Below are 15,652 nucleotides of genomic sequence, written 5' to 3' on the forward strand. Positions count from 1 at the left end.
ACCCAGCACTGCCGCAGCCACCAAGGCGAAGACAAAATACGCCAGCCAGGCCAGCACGTAGCCGCCCAGGTTCTCACCCACCAGGTGAAAGATCTCACGCAAGTAGAACGCGGCTGCGAAGGTCCGCCGTCGGGCATAGTTCACCTGGGCCGCCGGGAAAACGAACGAGAACACCAGGCCGTACAGCCCCAGCAGACATATCAGCCCCAGGCTGACCCCGCCCAGCACCCAGGCGATTCCCTGCTGGTTCTCCGCCTGAGTCGCGACACCGATGATCAGAGGAATGAGCGGGATCCCGAATAGCAGCGCCGGGAGGCCGTACACCAGGCCGGCCACGGTCAGCAGCAGGCCCTCGACGAACTTCTGGCCGAAGTCTCCCCAATCCGATAGAGGTTCCGTGCTGCGACCTGTCACTCGCCGGATGATTTCGTTGGCGTAGCCTCCCAGCGCCAGATTGGCGATGGGAATCACAGCCACCACGGCGCCGATCAGGAGCTTCTCGAGCCACTTCTTGTCCTCGAACACGTACACAAATGACTTGCCGACGTCCATGCGTCCTCCTTCTCCGGATCGGCCTGCCAGTTGCGGCACGATCACAAACCGGCCCCAACCAGCAGACCCTGCTCGGGCTTCCCCTGCGCCATCAATTCCTGGAGGTGATGGCCGCCGCCCGGTCTTCCTTCTCTATACGTGCTCAGCGCCCCTCCGGTCGCGCCCGCAACTCGGTCGCTGCCAGGACAGGCGCTACTGCCCGCCCCCGCTGGCTCCCATCCGCAGGGCAGCCAAGGGGTTGCCGCCCTTCCATCCTGTCAACCCATGCAAGATCAAGCCGAACTGCGACAGCCCAAACCACAGCAGCAGCAACGTCAGCCCGATGCAGGCTTGGTCCACCCAGCCGGCAAGGCCGGCCTGGATTCCGGCGATCTGCGCTCGCCAGCCCTCGATCTTAGCCTCGTACTCGGTGACGACCGTCAACAACTGCTCGATGCTCTGCCGGGTCTCGCTCAGGTCGCCTCCCAAGACGTACTCGACGTCCGCCAGGAAGGTCGAGGCCTTATCCGCTACCTCCTCGACATTGGCGATCTCCGCGTCCAGCGTGTCAGCCGCATCCAGCAGTCCCGTGAGCAACTCCTCGCCCGGGATCGAGATATTGAGGAACGGCACCGAGTTGATCGTCTTGAGCGTGGTCAGCACCCCTTGCAGCCCAACTCGCACCTGATCGATCTTCTCGCTGGCGGTCTTGAGGCCCGGGATCAGGCGCCCATCCAACGCCTCACCCACGCCCTGCAGGGTCTGCTGTGCCTGGGTCGTGTTCTGGCTCAGCGCTGCCAGCGTCGTCTCGGCGCCTTCGAGGATGCGCAGGGCACGCGCCAATTCGCCTCCTGCGTTTCCTAGCGCAGTCTGTGCTTGTCCCAACTCTCGATCAAGCTCGCCAAGTCGGGAAAGCCCTTGTTGCGTAAGGGGTTCGTTGTAGGCCCAAGCAGCGCCAATACCCATGACGCTCAGGACCATCAAGAGCCCGCTGACTACGATCAGTGTCCCGTACAGGATCTTGCGTCCCATGTCCTCTCTCCTTCTCTGCCTGCCTCTCTGCGGCGAGTGCGATTCTACCGCTGAGGCGATGCCCTTCACACCGCCCGGCCTGCGTTCGGCTAGCCCACCCATCGTCTGTGTAGGCCAGCTGGCACCGAGTCCAGGTGCGGAGCTTCCGGCTTGGGCGAGGGCTCCCCTCGCCCACGATGGACACTCAGCTGGGGTCCTCTCGGCTGCGCAGCCGCCTCAAGGCCTTCCAGAGCTCAAGCACCACCATCAGTGACAGCGCCGCTCCCAGGGCAATCCCCAATCCCTCACTTGTGAGGGGTTGGGTGCTGAAGATCTGCTGCCCAATCGGCAGGTAGACCACGGCCAGCTGCAACAGCACCGTCAGGCCGATGGCCGACAGCATCGCTCGGTTGCTCAGCAGGCCGATGTGGAACAGGGAATCTTCTTCGGCCCGCGCCTCGAGCGCCACCGCCAGCTGGGCGAAGATCAAGGTCGTGAACAAGAGCGTCTGCCAGGCAGGATCCCCACTGGCGAATGCCCACATCCCGACCCCTACCGAGAGAGCGCTCATCAACACGCCCAGTCCGAGGATCCAGGACGTCATGCCTCGCCCAAAGATGCTCTCCTTGGAAGAGTACGGGGGGCGCCGCATCACGTTCTTCTCCGGCGGCTCGACACTGAGCGCCAGGGCAGGCAGCCCATCGGTGACCAGGTTCATCCACAGGATCTGCAGCGGCAGGAGCGGCAGGGGCATCCCCAGCAGCGGGCCGATCAACATGACCGCGATCTCGCTGGCGTTGCAGCTCAGCAGGTACTTGATGAAACGACGGACGTTGTCGTAGATCACCCGACCCTCTTCGACGGCGGCGACAATGGTGGCAAAGTTGTCGTCGAGCAGCACCATCTCCGCCGCCTCCTTCGAGACGTCCGTTCCGGTGATCCCCATGGCGACACCGATGTCGGCCTTCTTCAGCGCCGGAGCGTCATTGACCCCGTCGCCGGTCATGGCCACGACGTCGCCGCGGTCGCGGTAGGCCTGGACCAGCTTGAGCTTGTGCTCGGGAGAGACGCGGGCAAAGACCGACACCCGACGGGTCAGCTCAACCAGCTCGGCCGAGTCCAGCTGGTCCAGCTCTTGCCCGGTGGTGAACTGGTCCGGGTCTCCGATTCCCAGTTCCTGGGCGATGTGGCGAGCGGTGAGCGGATGATCTCCGGTGATCATCACTGGATGGATGCCGGCCGCCTTGCACTGCGCCACCGCCTGGGCTACCTCCGGCCGGGGTGGGTCCATCATGCCGTACAGCCCGACCAGCGTCAGATCGGCCTCGAGGGCCTCGCCGGCATCCGGCTGCGGTGCTTCCGGCAGCAAGCGCAAGCCGACTCCCAGCACGCGCATGCCCTTGGCGGCGAGATCGTCATGCGCCCGAACCACCCGCTGCCTCCAGCCCTCATCGAATGGCTGGGTTTCTCCCTCGACCCACACCTGGCAGGTGTGATCCAGCAGGCTGTCAACAGCCCCTTTGGTGAAGGCGGCATAAGGGGGAAATGCCTCGGCCTGCGGCTGCCGATCCCAGATCGGCGCCAAACTGGGCGGCAGCTCCTGCTTCGAACGCGGCAGGCGGTGGACTGTGGTCATGCGCTTGCGAACGGAGTCGAAGGGAACCTCGGCAACCCGCGGGAAGGCGCGGTCCAGATCGTCCTTGCGGATGCCGAACCCGGCCGCCGCAAGGATCAATGCCCCTTCCGTCGGATCCCCGATGGCATGGAATTCCCCGGGACGATCCTCCGGCTCGGCGAGGATGGCATCGTTGCACAGGGCGCCACTGATCAACAGCAGCTCGAGCGTGGGGAGCAGGCTCTCCCGCTCCCCGCTCCCCTCGGCTGGCGTCAGCGCCAGGCGCGGGTCCCCTTCGCGTTGGCGCAGCTCAACCCGGTGGTTGGCGATGTCGAGGGCGGTGACCGTCATCCGGTTCTGGGTCAGGGTGCCGGTCTTGTCCGAGCAGATCACGCTCACCGACCCCAGAGTCTCCACCGCCGGCAGGCGGCGGATCAGCGCCCGCCGTTTGAGCATGCGCTGGGCCCCGAGCGACAGGGCGATGGTCACGACCGCGGTCAGCGCCTCCGGGATTGCCGCCACGGCCAGGCTAACGGAGGTCAGCAGCATTTCCTCCCACGGCTCCCCACGCAGCAAGCCCAGCAAGAAGATCCCTGCGACCAGGATCATGGCAGCCGCGGCCAGGATCTTACCCATGCGATCCAGCCGCCGCTGCAAGGGGGTCTTGTCTTCGGAGACGGACTGGATCATCTCGGCGATGTGGCCCAGCTCGGTCTCCATGCCGGTGGTCGTGACCACCATCTCGCCGTGACCGTAGTTGACCACGGTCCCGGAGTACAGCATGTTGCGCCGGTCACCGACCGCCCGCTCGGTCTCATACACCAGCTCGGCTTCCTTCTCGACTGATTCGGCCTCACCGGTCAGCGCCGACTCCTGGGCCCGCAGGTTGATGCTAACCAGCACCCGCCCATCCGCCGGAAGGATGTTGCCGGTCTCGACCAAGACGATATCGCCCGGAACCAGGTCGCGGGCCGAGGCCTCTTGCACCCGGCCGTCGCGCCGCACCCGCACGTTGGGCACCGCCAGGCGCTTCAAGGCCGCCATCGACTGCTCCGCCCGGTATTCCTGGCTGTAGCCGAGGGCGGCGTTGAGAACGACGATGGCCAGGATCACGACGGCATCGATCCAATCGCCCAGGACGAGCGAGAGCGCGGCGGCCGCGATCAAGATCAAGGTCAGGATCCCGGTGAGCTGCTCCAGCAGAATGCTCCACCGCGAACGGCGGCCGCGCTCTTCAAGCTCGTTTGGGCCGACAGCCTGCAGGCGCGCCCTCGCTTCGGTCTGCGTCAGCCCGACCGCCTCGTCGACCTCTAACGCAGATAGCACCTCCGCCCGCGAGAGCTGGTACCAGGGCTTTTCCACGGTTCCTTCCTTATTTCGGCTGCTCCCGGACTGTGCTCGCAAGGTCCGGTGGCCAGAGAGAGTTAGGCTTGGACGACCCGGAAGACATGGTAGCCCCAGGCTGGCAGGTCAAGGTACAGTCCGCGGTCCGCCAGGTCATCGCCGCTGCGCACGTACTCGGTGCTGCTCATCAAGTCCACCAGGCGGTATTGGTGTTGAGCGAGACCGGGCAGCCGCAGGCGCGCAAAACACTGCGAATCATGGCCGGCGTAGTTGACGGCCACCACAACCGGATCACCCGCCTCCGCCAGCCAGGAATAGCACAGGAAGTTCTCCCAGGTCCAGTTGCCATGCCAGGCCTGGTGGCATTCCAGGAGCTTCCATTGACCGCCTCGGACGACGGGCCAGTGCAGCATGTCCAGCAGCGAGGTGTAGAACGCGGCCAGCTCAGGGTCGGTGGCCTCGGCGGTGGTCCGGCACAACTGCACCGGCAGCTGGCGCTGCCAGCCCTCGAGCTGGCCCTGATGGAAGAATCGCATCCCCGGCGCCAGGTAGGTGGCGACGGCGGCGGCTTTGTGAGTGCTCGCCGGGAACGCCGCTGCCGCCCGGGGTTCATCGTGGTTTTCCAGGAACCTCACCAGCCGCGCCTGGACCGTAAGGTCTGTGCGCAGATGGGCGCACACCGGAACGGCACGCTGCTGCCGCAGCCGATCGTACAGGCGCTTGTCGTAGGCGTAGTCGAACCCCTCCTGCAGCATGCGCTGCTCCAGGTCCCAGTACACCTCCGCCAGGAACAGGAATTCGGGGTGCCGAGCGTGCACCGAACGGACGGCCTCCGGCCAGAAGGGCTGGGACGCAATTCCCCAGGTGCGCTCGAACACGTCGGGCAGCTGCAGCATGGCCATGTCGCAGCGGACCCCATCGCATCGATCGGCGACCTGCTCCAGGGCTTGAATCATCGCCGTCTGCAGTGCCGGGTTGCCGTAGTCTAGCTGCAGCGTATCGGTCCAACCCGGGAAATTCGGATCACGGCCGTGAGCGAAAATGCGGGCGCCGTCCCCAACCGGGAGCCGGAGGTAGTTGTGTGGGGCCGCCGCCAGGTCGTCCTCGGAGCCTTCGACGAAGAAGTCCGGCTGCAACTCCAGCCAGGGGTGATCGATCGCAGTGTGGTTGGACACGAAGTCCAGCAACAGCCTGAGGCCGCGATCGTGCAGGCGCCGGCGCAAAGCGGCCAGCGCTTCATCGCCGCCGAGGGCGATGCTCACCTGATAGCCGGCAATCGAGAAGCACGAACCGCACAGGTCGTCTTCGGTCAGATCGGGCACCAGCTGGCGGGCGGCATGGCGCAGGGCGGGATCCAGTCGCGCCAGCTGCGCTCCCACCTGGCTGGCCTGCCACACCCCCAGCAGCCAGATCCAGTCGAAACCCGCCGCCGCCCATTCATCGAGCACGGCCTCGGGCACCTCGTCCAGGCGCAGCGAGCGATCCCGGCTCTGGCCGAGGCGGCCCAGCCACACCCGGGTGTTCACCTGGTAGAGCGTTGGAAAGCGTTGCGGATTCCCCATCGGCTTGCCTCACCTGCGACCGCTCGCCCGGAACCGGCCTGCGCCAAAGGCAAGCAGACCGGCGATCGCGGCCTAGGCGCGGCGGCGGATGTCAGGACGTTGTCTTGACCGGGATAGCCTCCAGCTGTTCGAGGGTCCGCTGCAGCACGCCGAATCCCTGCCCCCAGAACTCGGGAGAACGGATCGGGACCCCGGCTGTCTCCAGGATGCGGACCGGGGAATCGGATCCGCCGGCAGCAAGGATCTTCAAGTAGCGCGGCTTGAACAGGTCCCCTTCTCGGCGGTACTGCTCATACAAGGAGAGCACCAGCAGCTGGCCGAATGCGTAGGCGTACACATAGTACGGCGTGTGGTAGATGTGCGGGATGCTCAGCCACTCATACTGGAAGTCTTCACTCACCAGCAGTGAGTCGCCAAATTGCTCGGCGAGGTTTTCCTGATACAGCTTCGACAGGTCATCGACCGACGCCCCCCGGCGCACGGCCTCGTGGGCCGTGCCCTCGAAGAGGGCGAAGTAGGCCTGGCGTCCGATGGTCGCATAGGCGTCGTCCATCTGGGCGAACAACAGATCGCGCTGTACCTCCGGATCCGCATCCGAGCGGAGCAGATGGTCAACGAGCAGTCTCTCCCCGAAGGTCGAAGCCGTCTCGGCCAGCGGCAGCGAGGCATCGGCGGTCAGGGCGGGATGGCCGGCAGCCAGCAGGCCGTGGACGGCGTGGCCCAGTTCGTGAGCCAGCGTGGACACATCATTGGCCGTGCCGTTGTACGAGGTCAACACCCAGGGAATCAGGCCCGGCTCGAGGGAGGCACAAAAGGCGCCGCTGCGCTTGCCCTTGCGGACCTCGGAGTCCAGATGGCGGGAGGCGAGGATCTTCTCTGCCAGCGAGGCTACTCCGGCGTCGAAGTGATTGAAGCTGTCGAGCACGAAGTCGACGGCCTCGGCGAATGCATACCGCTTGGCGGCTGTGCCCGATACAGGAGCATACAGGTCGTAGCGGCGGAGGCGGTCCATCCCCTGCCAGCGCGCCTTCAAGCGGAAGTACCGCTGGAACAGCGGGGTATGCTCCCGGCAGGCCGCCAGCAAGGCCTCAACCACGTCGTCTGGGACATCGTTCGCCAGGTTTCGGACCGCGAGTGGAGACGAGTAGTGGCGCAGATCGATGGCCTCGCTCCGCCAATCGCGCACGCGGTACTGATAGATCTGACCGAGGACGATGGCATCTTTGGCGTGCATGTCATGGATCGCCCGGTAGGCTGCCTGGCGTGCCTGCGCGTCGGCGCCGCGAATGTGTACCTGCAACTCGCCTCGGGTCAGCTCGTGCTCCTGGCCATTCACCTGCATCCGGTAGACATAGCGATTGGTGATCGTGTCATACAGCGTGATCAATGCAGCCGGACCATTGACGTCTTTCAGGTTGATCACCCGCTCCTCCGGCTCGGAGAGCGTGTGCGGCCGCTGCAGGCGAAGGGCATCCAGGAAGTAGTGATAGTCGCCCGAGGCCGCCAGCAATCGCTGCGCCGGCGCCTCGTCCAGCTGCTTCCACCACAGCTTGATGAACATCGTGCGGTTTTCGATCTCGGCCAAGCGCTGCTGCATCTGCGCCAGGACGGTCTGCGCCTGTTGATCCTGGGTGTTCTCGGCGAACTTGAGGTGGGCGAAGCCGACCAGCCGGGACAGCAACCGCATCAGGCGGTCGTAGGTCTCCAACAGCGCCAGGAATTCGTCCGCCAGAAAGGCCTCGGTTAGGCGCGGTCGGTAGGCCTCGATCTCGGCCACCAGGGTCTCGAGGTCCTGCAGCGCCGTGCCCACCTCCGGCGCCTCCAGCCCCGCAAACAAGTCTTGCAGGCTCCAGCGCTCCTGCTTGTAGTCGCTTCTCGCCATCATCCCACCTCAGGCATTGAACCGAATATGGACGACTTCGCCATCCTTCACGAGGTACTCTTTCCCCTCCAGGCGCAGCTTGCCCTGCTGCTTGGCTGCCTGAAGCCCGCCCAACTCCACCAGCAGATCCCAGGCAATGACCTCGGCCCGGATGAAGCCGCGCGCCAGATCCGAATGGATTGTCTCGGCCGCCTTGAGGGCGCCTTCGCCCTGCTTCAGCGTCCAGGCGCGAACCTCATCCTCGCCCACGGTGAAGAACGAAATCTGGTCCAGTAGGGCATACGAGGCCCGGATCACCCGCCGGCGCCCGGATTCCTCGATGCCGTACTCTTGCATGAAGGCCTGGCGTTCGTCTGCCGAGAGCTGCGCGATCTCCATCTCCAGCTCCCCCTGCAGGGCCAGCACGTCCACCCCTACCCCATGCGAAGCCAGCATCCCGGCGGGTGCAGACTCTCCCTCTCCCACGTTGACCACGACCAGCATCGGCTTGCGGGTCAGCATTCCGAAGCCCGAGAGCGTGCGCTCCTCCTCCTCGCTCAAGGTCAGGCTGCGCAGGGGCTGGGATTGGCTCAGATGCCCTTCCAGCCGCCGGAAGAGCGCCATCTCACGCTCGACGGCTGCCCGGTCGCGTCCGCCACGCTGGTGCTCCTCCTCCTGGCGCTGCAGTCGCCTTTCCACCGTCAACATATCGGTGAGCAGCAACTCGGCCTCCAGCACAGCGAAATCCTGCTCCGGATCGATTCGGCCCAGCGGATGCGGTACAGCCGGGTTGTCGAAGGCCCGCACCACATGCAGAAGGCCATCCACCTGGGCTAGCTGATTGATCAGCGCCCCGGGAAGCCCTTCCCGCCCGAGATCCGCTTTGAGACCGCCGATGTCGGCGTAGGTGACCTTCGCATGGAATGTCTTGCGCGGCTGGAACATGGCGACCAGCGGCGTCAGGCGGTCGTCCGGGACATCGGACACGGCGGTATGCACCTCCGGACGGCCGATGCCCGCCGCGGCGCCCGTCGTCAGGTTTCCGCCCGTCAGGGCATTGAAGATTGTCGTTTTGCCTGCCGCCTGCAGGCCGATGATGCCTAGCTGCATGGGTTTTCCACTGTGAGGAAGCGAAAGCTGTGCGGCGCACTCGTCAAGCGGGGGAGATACCGCCGTCCCGGGCTGACTGCCTCCGCCTTGACCCGTCCCGACCGATTGGCTATACTACGAATCCTCGGCCGGAGTGGCGGAACTGGCAGACGCGCGCGACTCAAAATCGCGTTCCTTCGGGAGTGTGGGTTCGAGTCCCACCTTCGGCATCTGGCGATTATAGCACCCGGACTTTCGCTCCCTCCCGGCCTGCGCCAAGGCCTTCGGGCCCGCATTCCTGCAGAACGCGATTGCCAGCCGCCGCTGAGTGTGGCACAATGCCTCACCCTCAGCGCGTATGCGACTCTTCCTGCCCCGCCTCCTGCTTGGACTCGCCATCGGCCTCGCCGCCGGCCTGGTGTATGGTTGGGTGATCCAGCCTGTCGAGTATGTCGACACCGCCCCCAACACCCTGGATGATAACTACCGCACCGACTACGTCCTGATGGTTGCCGAGACCTATGGCGCCGAGCGCGACCTGGGCCGGGCGCAGCTGCGGCTTGCCAGCCTCGGCCCGGAGCGGCCGCTCGCCAAGGTCGAAACCGCCATCCTGTACGCCGTCGAGCACGGCCTCAGTCGCGACGACCTTTCCACCTTGAACCAGTTGGCAGTAGACCTGCGCACTCTTTCTCCGCCCACCGAGGCTGGCTCGCCGTGAGGTCCTCCGCCTGGATCGCCTGGGTGCTCGGGGGGATTGTCGGGTTGCTGGCCGGCGTGTTCTATGCCTGGCGGGTCAACCCGGTCTCGTACACCCAGACCGATCCCACCTCGCTGCGGGCGGACTTCCGCATGGATTACCTGGCACTGATTGCCTCGGCCCATGCCGGGACCGGCGATCTGGCGCGGGCCCAGGCGCGGCTGGCCGTCTTTGGCGCAGAGGACTTGGCACAGACCCTCGGGGCTCTGGCCCAGCAGCGGCTGGCGTCGGGCTATCCGGAAGCGGAAGCCCGGGCGCTGGCTGGGCTGGCCGCGGCGCTGGGCGAAAGGCCGGGTCAGCCTGCAATCGGAACGCCGGGTCCCGCGCCGGGCACACCGACCCGACAGGCCACACCCACGCTCGGGCCCAGCCGCACTCCGCAGGCATCTTCCACCCGTGCCCCAACCTCGACTCCCGGCGCCCCCTTCCAGCTCACCCGCCAGGAAGTGGTGTGCGAAGCGGAGGCTCCGCAGCCGCGCCTGCAGGTTCAGATTGTGGATGCCAGCGGCCGCGGCGTTCCAGCAATGGAGATTCGGGTCGTCTGGGACCAAGGCTCTGACCGTTTCGTCACCGGCCTCAAGCCTGAGCTGGGCGCCGGCTATGCCGACTTCACCCTGGAGCCAGGGATCGCCTACACCGTCGAACTGCCCGGATCGTCAGCCCTGGTGACCGGACTTAAGATCGAAACCTGCTCGGACCCTCAAGGGCAGGAGTATGAGGGCTCCTGGCTGCTGGTCTTCTCGCAACCCGCGGGCTGAGTCCACCCCGCCTCCCACCGGCCTTCGCCGACTGCACTAACCCAAATCGACCCGGCAGCCCAGGCCCGGAATGTCCGCCGCCGTCAGGCACCCATCCTCCAGGGAGAAGCCGCCCTGAGTCGGATCGTTGATCAGATCCAGATGGCCATCGAGATCACAGAAGCGGACATTGGAGCTGCTCAAGGCCATTGCCAGACCGGCGGCAATCAACAGCCGCGGCTCGATCACGCAGCTGACCATGGTTACCAGCCGGGCGGCCCGGGCGATGGCATCAAGCTGAGCGGCCTGGCGCAGGCCGCCGGCGGTTGCCACCTTGATGGTAAAGCCATGGGCGCAGTGCTCTGCCGCAACGCGCAATGCGGTTTGCGGCGTGGAAACCGATTGGTCAGCCAGAACTACCACCCGGCTGTGCTGGGCGACCTGGCGCAGGCCTTCCAGGTCTGCCCCGGGCGTGGGCTGCTCGAGCATCTCGATCTGCCCTTCCAGGGCGGCGGCCACGTCGAGCGCCACCCGGATCGAGTATCCCCCATCCGCATCCAGGCGAAGAGTGTGCTGGGGAAGCGCCCGATGGATCGCCTGGATCTTTGCCACATCCTCATCGGGATCGAAGCCTCCCTTGAGCTTCAGGATGCGGAATCCCTGTTTCGCCAGCCCGCGAGCGATCTCAACCGTTTCCGGGAGCGAGACGCAAGGGATCGTGACCGAGGTTTGAATTCGATTGCGGTAGCCTCCCAGCAGGCGGTACACCGGCAGCCCCGCAATCATGCCGAGCAGATCGTGGAAGGCCAGATCGAAGGCGACCAGAGCCGAGGGCGCGGCCTCGACGAGTGGCGTGAGTTCGGCCAGGGTGTATTCGATCTGGGTCGGGTGCAGGTCGGGAACCCGATCGGCGCAGGCCTGACACGCCCGAAGGACCGCCGCCGGCTCGTCCCCGGTCAGCGCCGGGTGGGCGACGGTGCACCCCCAGGCCGACCTGCCCTGCTGGGTGATCAAGCGGACGAAAACCGCCTGGACCGCGGTCAGCGGAGGAAGGCAGGCCGTCCGCAGCGTGTGCCGAAGGCGGAGTTCGACCGGGGTGACCTCGACCTTCGCAATCTGCATGCGGTCTCCTCGGCGGACGGTCGCTCCGCCAGGCCAGGCAGCACGCCCTCCGCCTCGATCAACGACACGGCGCCGACGGACCCGGTCGACACGGCCGAGAAGCCCACTGGATCGACCCTGCCTGGCAACGACCGCTCGGCTGCCTCAAGATCATGACCCAGGGTCCGGGGTGTCGCCGCCTGAGCCGGAATCCGCCGGATCGGGCCCCAGACCCAGATCGAGCTTCTCCTCCATGCGAATCTGACCGCGCAAAAACGCACCTTCCTCGGTCGAGAACGATGTCGTCGTCACATCTCCCCACACGCGCCCGCTGCGCGTGATCTCGACCCGCTGGGCAAGGATATCGCCCTTCAGCGAACCCGCCACAACGACCGTCGTGGCACGGATCTCCCGGCAGCTGACCCGCCCCGTCTCTCCGATGACGACCAACCCGCGCAGGGCGATCTCGCCCTCGAAAGTACCATCGATTCGGACGCCCCCGGCGCCGCTCAGCGAGCCCTGCCAGGCGATGCCCCCGCCAAGGATGGAATCCACCCGCTCGCTGACCTCGATCACGCTTGCTGGACGTTCGCTTCCCTTGCGAAACACAGATTCCTCCCGGCGCCCGGAGGCGAGCGCGGCCGTAACGATCTTCAGGATGGATCAAGCAACTGCCGCGCCGCCGGGAGACCCCCCGCCGGCTCGGCCGAAAGCACCGCCCGCTGGATGGCTTCCGCCACCGCTTCCGCTGCAAACGCCCCCACGGCCGATGCGTCTCCCCGCCGGTTTCCGGTAGACAGGGCGAAGAGGGTATCCCCATCATACAGGGTATGGGCCGGGCGAATGCAGCGAGCGATCCCGTCTTGGGCCATCTCGGCCACGAAATTGGCCTGCTCCTTGGTCAGCTTCACATCCGTGGCCACTACCCCAATCACGGTGTTGGCGCCGCCCAGCATACGCAACGCCAGTCGGCCCCCGGGGGAACGCATCCACCGCAGGCTGTCGGCGTAGGGCCCCTCTCCCCCCAGCCGGAACGGTCCTCGCCGGACCGGGCGAGCACCGGCCAGGATTCTCCCGCTGGCAGGATGAATGACATCCCCCAGGGCGTTCACGACCACCAGCGCGCCCACGGTGGCCCCGCCCCCCACCTCGAAGCTGGCGCTGCCGATCCCGGACTTGGTGGCACTGCCCAGGCCGAGCAACTTGCCAACCGTGGCGCCCATGCCGGCGCCGGCGTTCCCCTCCCGCGGCGGATCGGGTGAGGCCGCCCGGCAGGCAGCATAGCCCATGGCGGCATCGGGCCGGATGTCAGCCCGCCCCAGGGCCAGATCGAAGATCACTGCCGCCGGGACGATCGGGACCCGAACCAGCCGCACATCAAATCCGATTCGCCGCTCCTCCAGGTAACGCACCACACCGGAGGCCGCATCCAACCCAAATGCCGAACCCCCGGTGAGCAGGACGGCGTGAGCCCTCTGTACAAGATGCATCGGCCGCAGCAGGTCGGTCTCACGCGTCCCTGGCGCGCCGCCCCGCTGCGACACCCCGCCGACAGCGCCGCGGGGGCACAGGATGACCGTGCACCCGGTCAGCGCCTGCGGATCGTCGGCCTGACCCACCTGGATCCCCGCCACATCCGTGAGCGTGCCCTGGCGTCCCATTCTCTTCTCCCGAAGCAGGTCGGCCGAGCACCTCTCGGACCGGCGAGCCTCTCTATCCTGCCTGCACTCTGAAGGCCAGCCTCCCCTCGCCAGCACCTGGCGGTTTGGGGGGCCCGGCCGTTGTGCTAGCGAATCCCGCTGTCCATCATGAGGGTCACCTCGGTCCACCCCCCGGCCACGACCACGATCTCGACCGGGGTGGCCCACGGAAAAGGTCCCCCGTCAGCCGCCAGTGCCAGCACCTGGTAGCGCCCCTCAGGCACAGCAAGGATGAACTCTCCGTCTCCGTCGGCCGCGCCGCGTGCCACGATCTTGCCGGCTGCGTCGGTCACTTCCAGACGTGCTGGAACCGGCTGATCCGGGCACGTCTCCCCCGCCTGGACCACCGGGCAGGCGGGCCCGACGAGCACACGGCCACGCACACCGGTGTCCGGCTGCACCTGCCCTGGGCCGCATCCCGGAAGGATGCCAACCGCCGTCAGGCAAACCCACACGCCAAGGGTGCGCAGGGACGATCGGCGAACCAGGGCGGTCATCCGGCGGCTTTGTAGCCAAAGCGGCGCAACAGCGCCTTGCGCTCGGCAGCCTCCGCCGGGGTTTCGACCCCTTGCGTCCGCATGCCATCAATCACACCCAGGACGCCCCGGCCTTGCTCGGTCTCGGCAACGATCACCTGGACCGGGTTGGCCGTAGCGCAGAAAACCTGGCAGACCTCCGGCACGGCCTTGACCGCATTGAGGACATTGATCGGATAGGCATTCCCCAGAATCAGCACGAACACATGCCCGGCCGAGAGGGCCAGGGCGTTCTTGACAGCCAGGGCCTGCAGGTCGTCGGCCGTGCCGCTGGCGCGCACCAGTGCCGGCCCCGAGGCTTCGCAGAACGCCAGGCCGAATTGAACTCCGGGGACGGCGTTGACCATGGCCTCATGCAGATCTTCGACCGTCTTGATGAAATGGGACTGTCCGAGAATCACGTTCGCCGTTTCCGGCTTCTCGATCGCCACCAGGCTCAGGTCCATCTCTGCCTCCTGCCCCTCAGCCTGATTCTAGCCCAAGCCGGTGGTGTGGGCCCCTGGCAGGGCAATCCGAAGCTGGCGTCTAGGGCGTGGCGTTCGGCTCCGGCGTGGCGCTCGGCTCCGGCGTGGCGCTGGGCTCCACGGTTTCCGTGGGCGGCAGGGTGGAGGTGAACGTCGGCGCCAACGTCGGCACTGGCGTCAGGGTGGGCAGCTCCGGCGAATGAAAGCGGAGCACCTTGTCCTGGTCGTCCCAACTGGATTGGCGGCTGACGACCTCAATGAACGTTTGCCCGGGTTTAAGCCCCAGCAGCTCACCGTCTTCCGTCCGCAGGCTCAGATTCCCGGCCTCCGTCGACCACTGCACCGGGAACTGCATTCCGTCGCGAAACAGCCAGCCCGGCTGGCCCGTCCGGTTGAGCAGATCGATCTCGAGGATTGTCCCTGCCACGTTTTCAAAATGATGGTTGGCAAAGAGGATCAGTACGTTCTCGAAGGCCAGCTGCTGGCCGGTCAGCCGATCGACTGCCGGAACCAGGATTCCGGTGTCATCCGCTCGATCCTGAGAGCGCAGGTAGGCGCCTCGCTCGGGGGCATACTCCCAGCCGACGTGATCGTAGCGGTTGTAAATGATCCGCAGCGCGGGCGCCGGGCTGCCGCCGGCGGGGGTCTCGCGCCTGAACAGCAGGCTGGCATGCTCCTGCGGGCTGACCGCAAGCATCGGCAGTGACCTCAGGTCGTCCAGCGTCAGCCCGGCGCTGTTGACATCCTGGGAGTTGGCGGCGAAGACCCCCACCCGGTTGGTCAACAGCGGGCGGACTTCGGCGGAGGCGCCGCGCGTGATCAGCGTCGCCTCCGGGAAGAGCACCTTGATATCCTCATACACCACGCGTCCTGAGCGAATCGGCGCAATGACATATCCATAGGGATTGTCGCTCGGCCGCTCCGCCAGGATCTGCTCGACCTCCGCCAGATAGTCGCCGTAGAACACCGCCAGAAACCGGCTCATCCCCTGCCCGATCGAGATCTCCCACACGATCGACGCCAGCGACAGGCCAGACTGCGGGCGGGCAGAGACCGGGAAGTTGGTCACCGAGACCAGCAGCGGAGCCTGCTGCAGCGTGGCGGCGTCTCGAACCGGGAGACCGGTCAGAGGATTGAACCCCGGCAGGTAGGCCGGGCCGATCGCCGCCGGCAGGGCCGTCGGGCTGGCTGTCGGCGAGGAGGTGGCCGAGAGCGTAGCCGGTGCGGTCCAGGTCGGCGAGACTGCGGTCGGGGTCGGAGGCTGTGGATCCAGCCGCGCGCAGGCCGGCAGCAGAAACACGAGGAGCAGCCCGATGGTCTGCGGGCAAATGGCGGCCGCCCACC

Annotated in this window: 14 protein-coding genes and 1 tRNA gene; 3 read left to right on the forward strand and 12 right to left on the reverse strand. The window is 66.3% G+C overall.

Annotation, left to right across the window (positions count from 1 at the left end; translation table 11 throughout):
• The 6 genes from MUO23_05760 to MUO23_05785 all read right to left on the reverse strand — a co-directional run.
• Window positions 1-552 (reverse strand): DUF4013 domain-containing protein (locus MUO23_05760; GenBank protein ID MCJ7512459.1); only part of this gene is annotated, 552 nt, incomplete at its 3' end.
• Window positions 553-744: 192 nt separating this feature from the next.
• Window positions 745-1,563 (reverse strand): hypothetical protein, encoded by an 819-nt coding sequence (locus tag MUO23_05765; protein ID MCJ7512460.1) that lies wholly within the window; start codon window positions 1,561-1,563, stop codon window positions 745-747.
• Window positions 1,564-1,747: 184 nt separating this feature from the next.
• On the reverse strand, window positions 1,748-4,519 hold the full coding sequence (locus MUO23_05770) for a cation-translocating P-type ATPase (GenBank protein ID MCJ7512461.1): 2,772 nt from the start codon (window positions 4,517-4,519) through the stop codon (window positions 1,748-1,750).
• Window positions 4,520-4,581: 62 nt separating this feature from the next.
• Window positions 4,582-6,063 (reverse strand): alpha-amylase family glycosyl hydrolase, encoded by a 1,482-nt coding sequence (locus MUO23_05775; protein MCJ7512462.1) that lies wholly within the window; start codon window positions 6,061-6,063, stop codon window positions 4,582-4,584.
• 91 nt (window positions 6,064-6,154) lie between these two features.
• Window positions 6,155-7,948, reverse strand: a complete 1,794-nt coding sequence (locus MUO23_05780; protein MCJ7512463.1) for a M3 family oligoendopeptidase — start codon at window positions 7,946-7,948, stop codon at window positions 6,155-6,157.
• A gap of 6 nt (window positions 7,949-7,954) precedes the next feature.
• Window positions 7,955-9,034, reverse strand: coding sequence for a YchF family ATPase (locus MUO23_05785; GenBank protein MCJ7512464.1), 1,080 nt, complete (start codon window positions 9,032-9,034; stop codon window positions 7,955-7,957).
• Window positions 9,035-9,161: 127 nt separating this feature from the next.
• Here MUO23_05785 and MUO23_05790 point away from each other — a divergent pair.
• The 3 genes from MUO23_05790 (at window position 9,162) to MUO23_05800 (ending at window position 10,528) form a co-directional block, all read left to right on the forward strand.
• A tRNA-Leu gene (locus MUO23_05790) sits at window positions 9,162-9,243 on the forward strand.
• Window positions 9,244-9,371: 128 nt separating this feature from the next.
• Window positions 9,372-9,731 (forward strand): hypothetical protein, encoded by a 360-nt coding sequence (locus MUO23_05795; protein ID MCJ7512465.1) that lies wholly within the window; start codon window positions 9,372-9,374, stop codon window positions 9,729-9,731.
• Window positions 9,728-10,528, forward strand: coding sequence for a hypothetical protein (locus MUO23_05800; protein MCJ7512466.1), 801 nt, complete (start codon window positions 9,728-9,730; stop codon window positions 10,526-10,528). Before MUO23_05795 ends, MUO23_05800 begins: the two co-directional genes overlap by 4 nt.
• A 36-nt stretch (window positions 10,529-10,564) precedes the next feature.
• On the opposite strand, the gene MUO23_05805 is transcribed toward MUO23_05800, so the two are convergent.
• The 6 genes from MUO23_05805 to MUO23_05830 all read right to left on the reverse strand — a co-directional run.
• Entirely contained in the window at window positions 10,565-11,629 is a 1,065-nt protein-coding gene (locus tag MUO23_05805) for a hypothetical protein (GenBank protein ID MCJ7512467.1), read from the reverse strand.
• Window positions 11,630-11,779: 150 nt separating this feature from the next.
• Entirely contained in the window at window positions 11,780-12,217 is a 438-nt protein-coding gene (locus tag MUO23_05810) for a polymer-forming cytoskeletal protein (protein ID MCJ7512468.1), read from the reverse strand.
• A gap of 44 nt (window positions 12,218-12,261) precedes the next feature.
• Window positions 12,262-13,269, reverse strand: coding sequence for a P1 family peptidase (locus tag MUO23_05815; protein ID MCJ7512469.1), 1,008 nt, complete (start codon window positions 13,267-13,269; stop codon window positions 12,262-12,264).
• A 125-nt stretch (window positions 13,270-13,394) separates the two neighbouring features.
• Window positions 13,395-13,805 (reverse strand): hypothetical protein, encoded by a 411-nt coding sequence (locus MUO23_05820; protein MCJ7512470.1) that lies wholly within the window; start codon window positions 13,803-13,805, stop codon window positions 13,395-13,397.
• Window positions 13,802-14,290, reverse strand: coding sequence for an adenosine-specific kinase (locus MUO23_05825; protein ID MCJ7512471.1), 489 nt, complete (start codon window positions 14,288-14,290; stop codon window positions 13,802-13,804). Before MUO23_05825 ends, MUO23_05820 begins: the two co-directional genes overlap by 4 nt.
• A 79-nt stretch (window positions 14,291-14,369) precedes the next feature.
• On the reverse strand, window positions 14,370-15,652 hold a 1,283-nt coding region (locus MUO23_05830; GenBank protein ID MCJ7512472.1), incomplete at its 5' end, for a DUF3048 domain-containing protein.

This window comes from Anaerolineales bacterium (genome assembly GCA_022866145.1).
Lineage (GTDB): Bacteria > Chloroflexota > Anaerolineae > Anaerolineales > E44-bin32 > PFL42.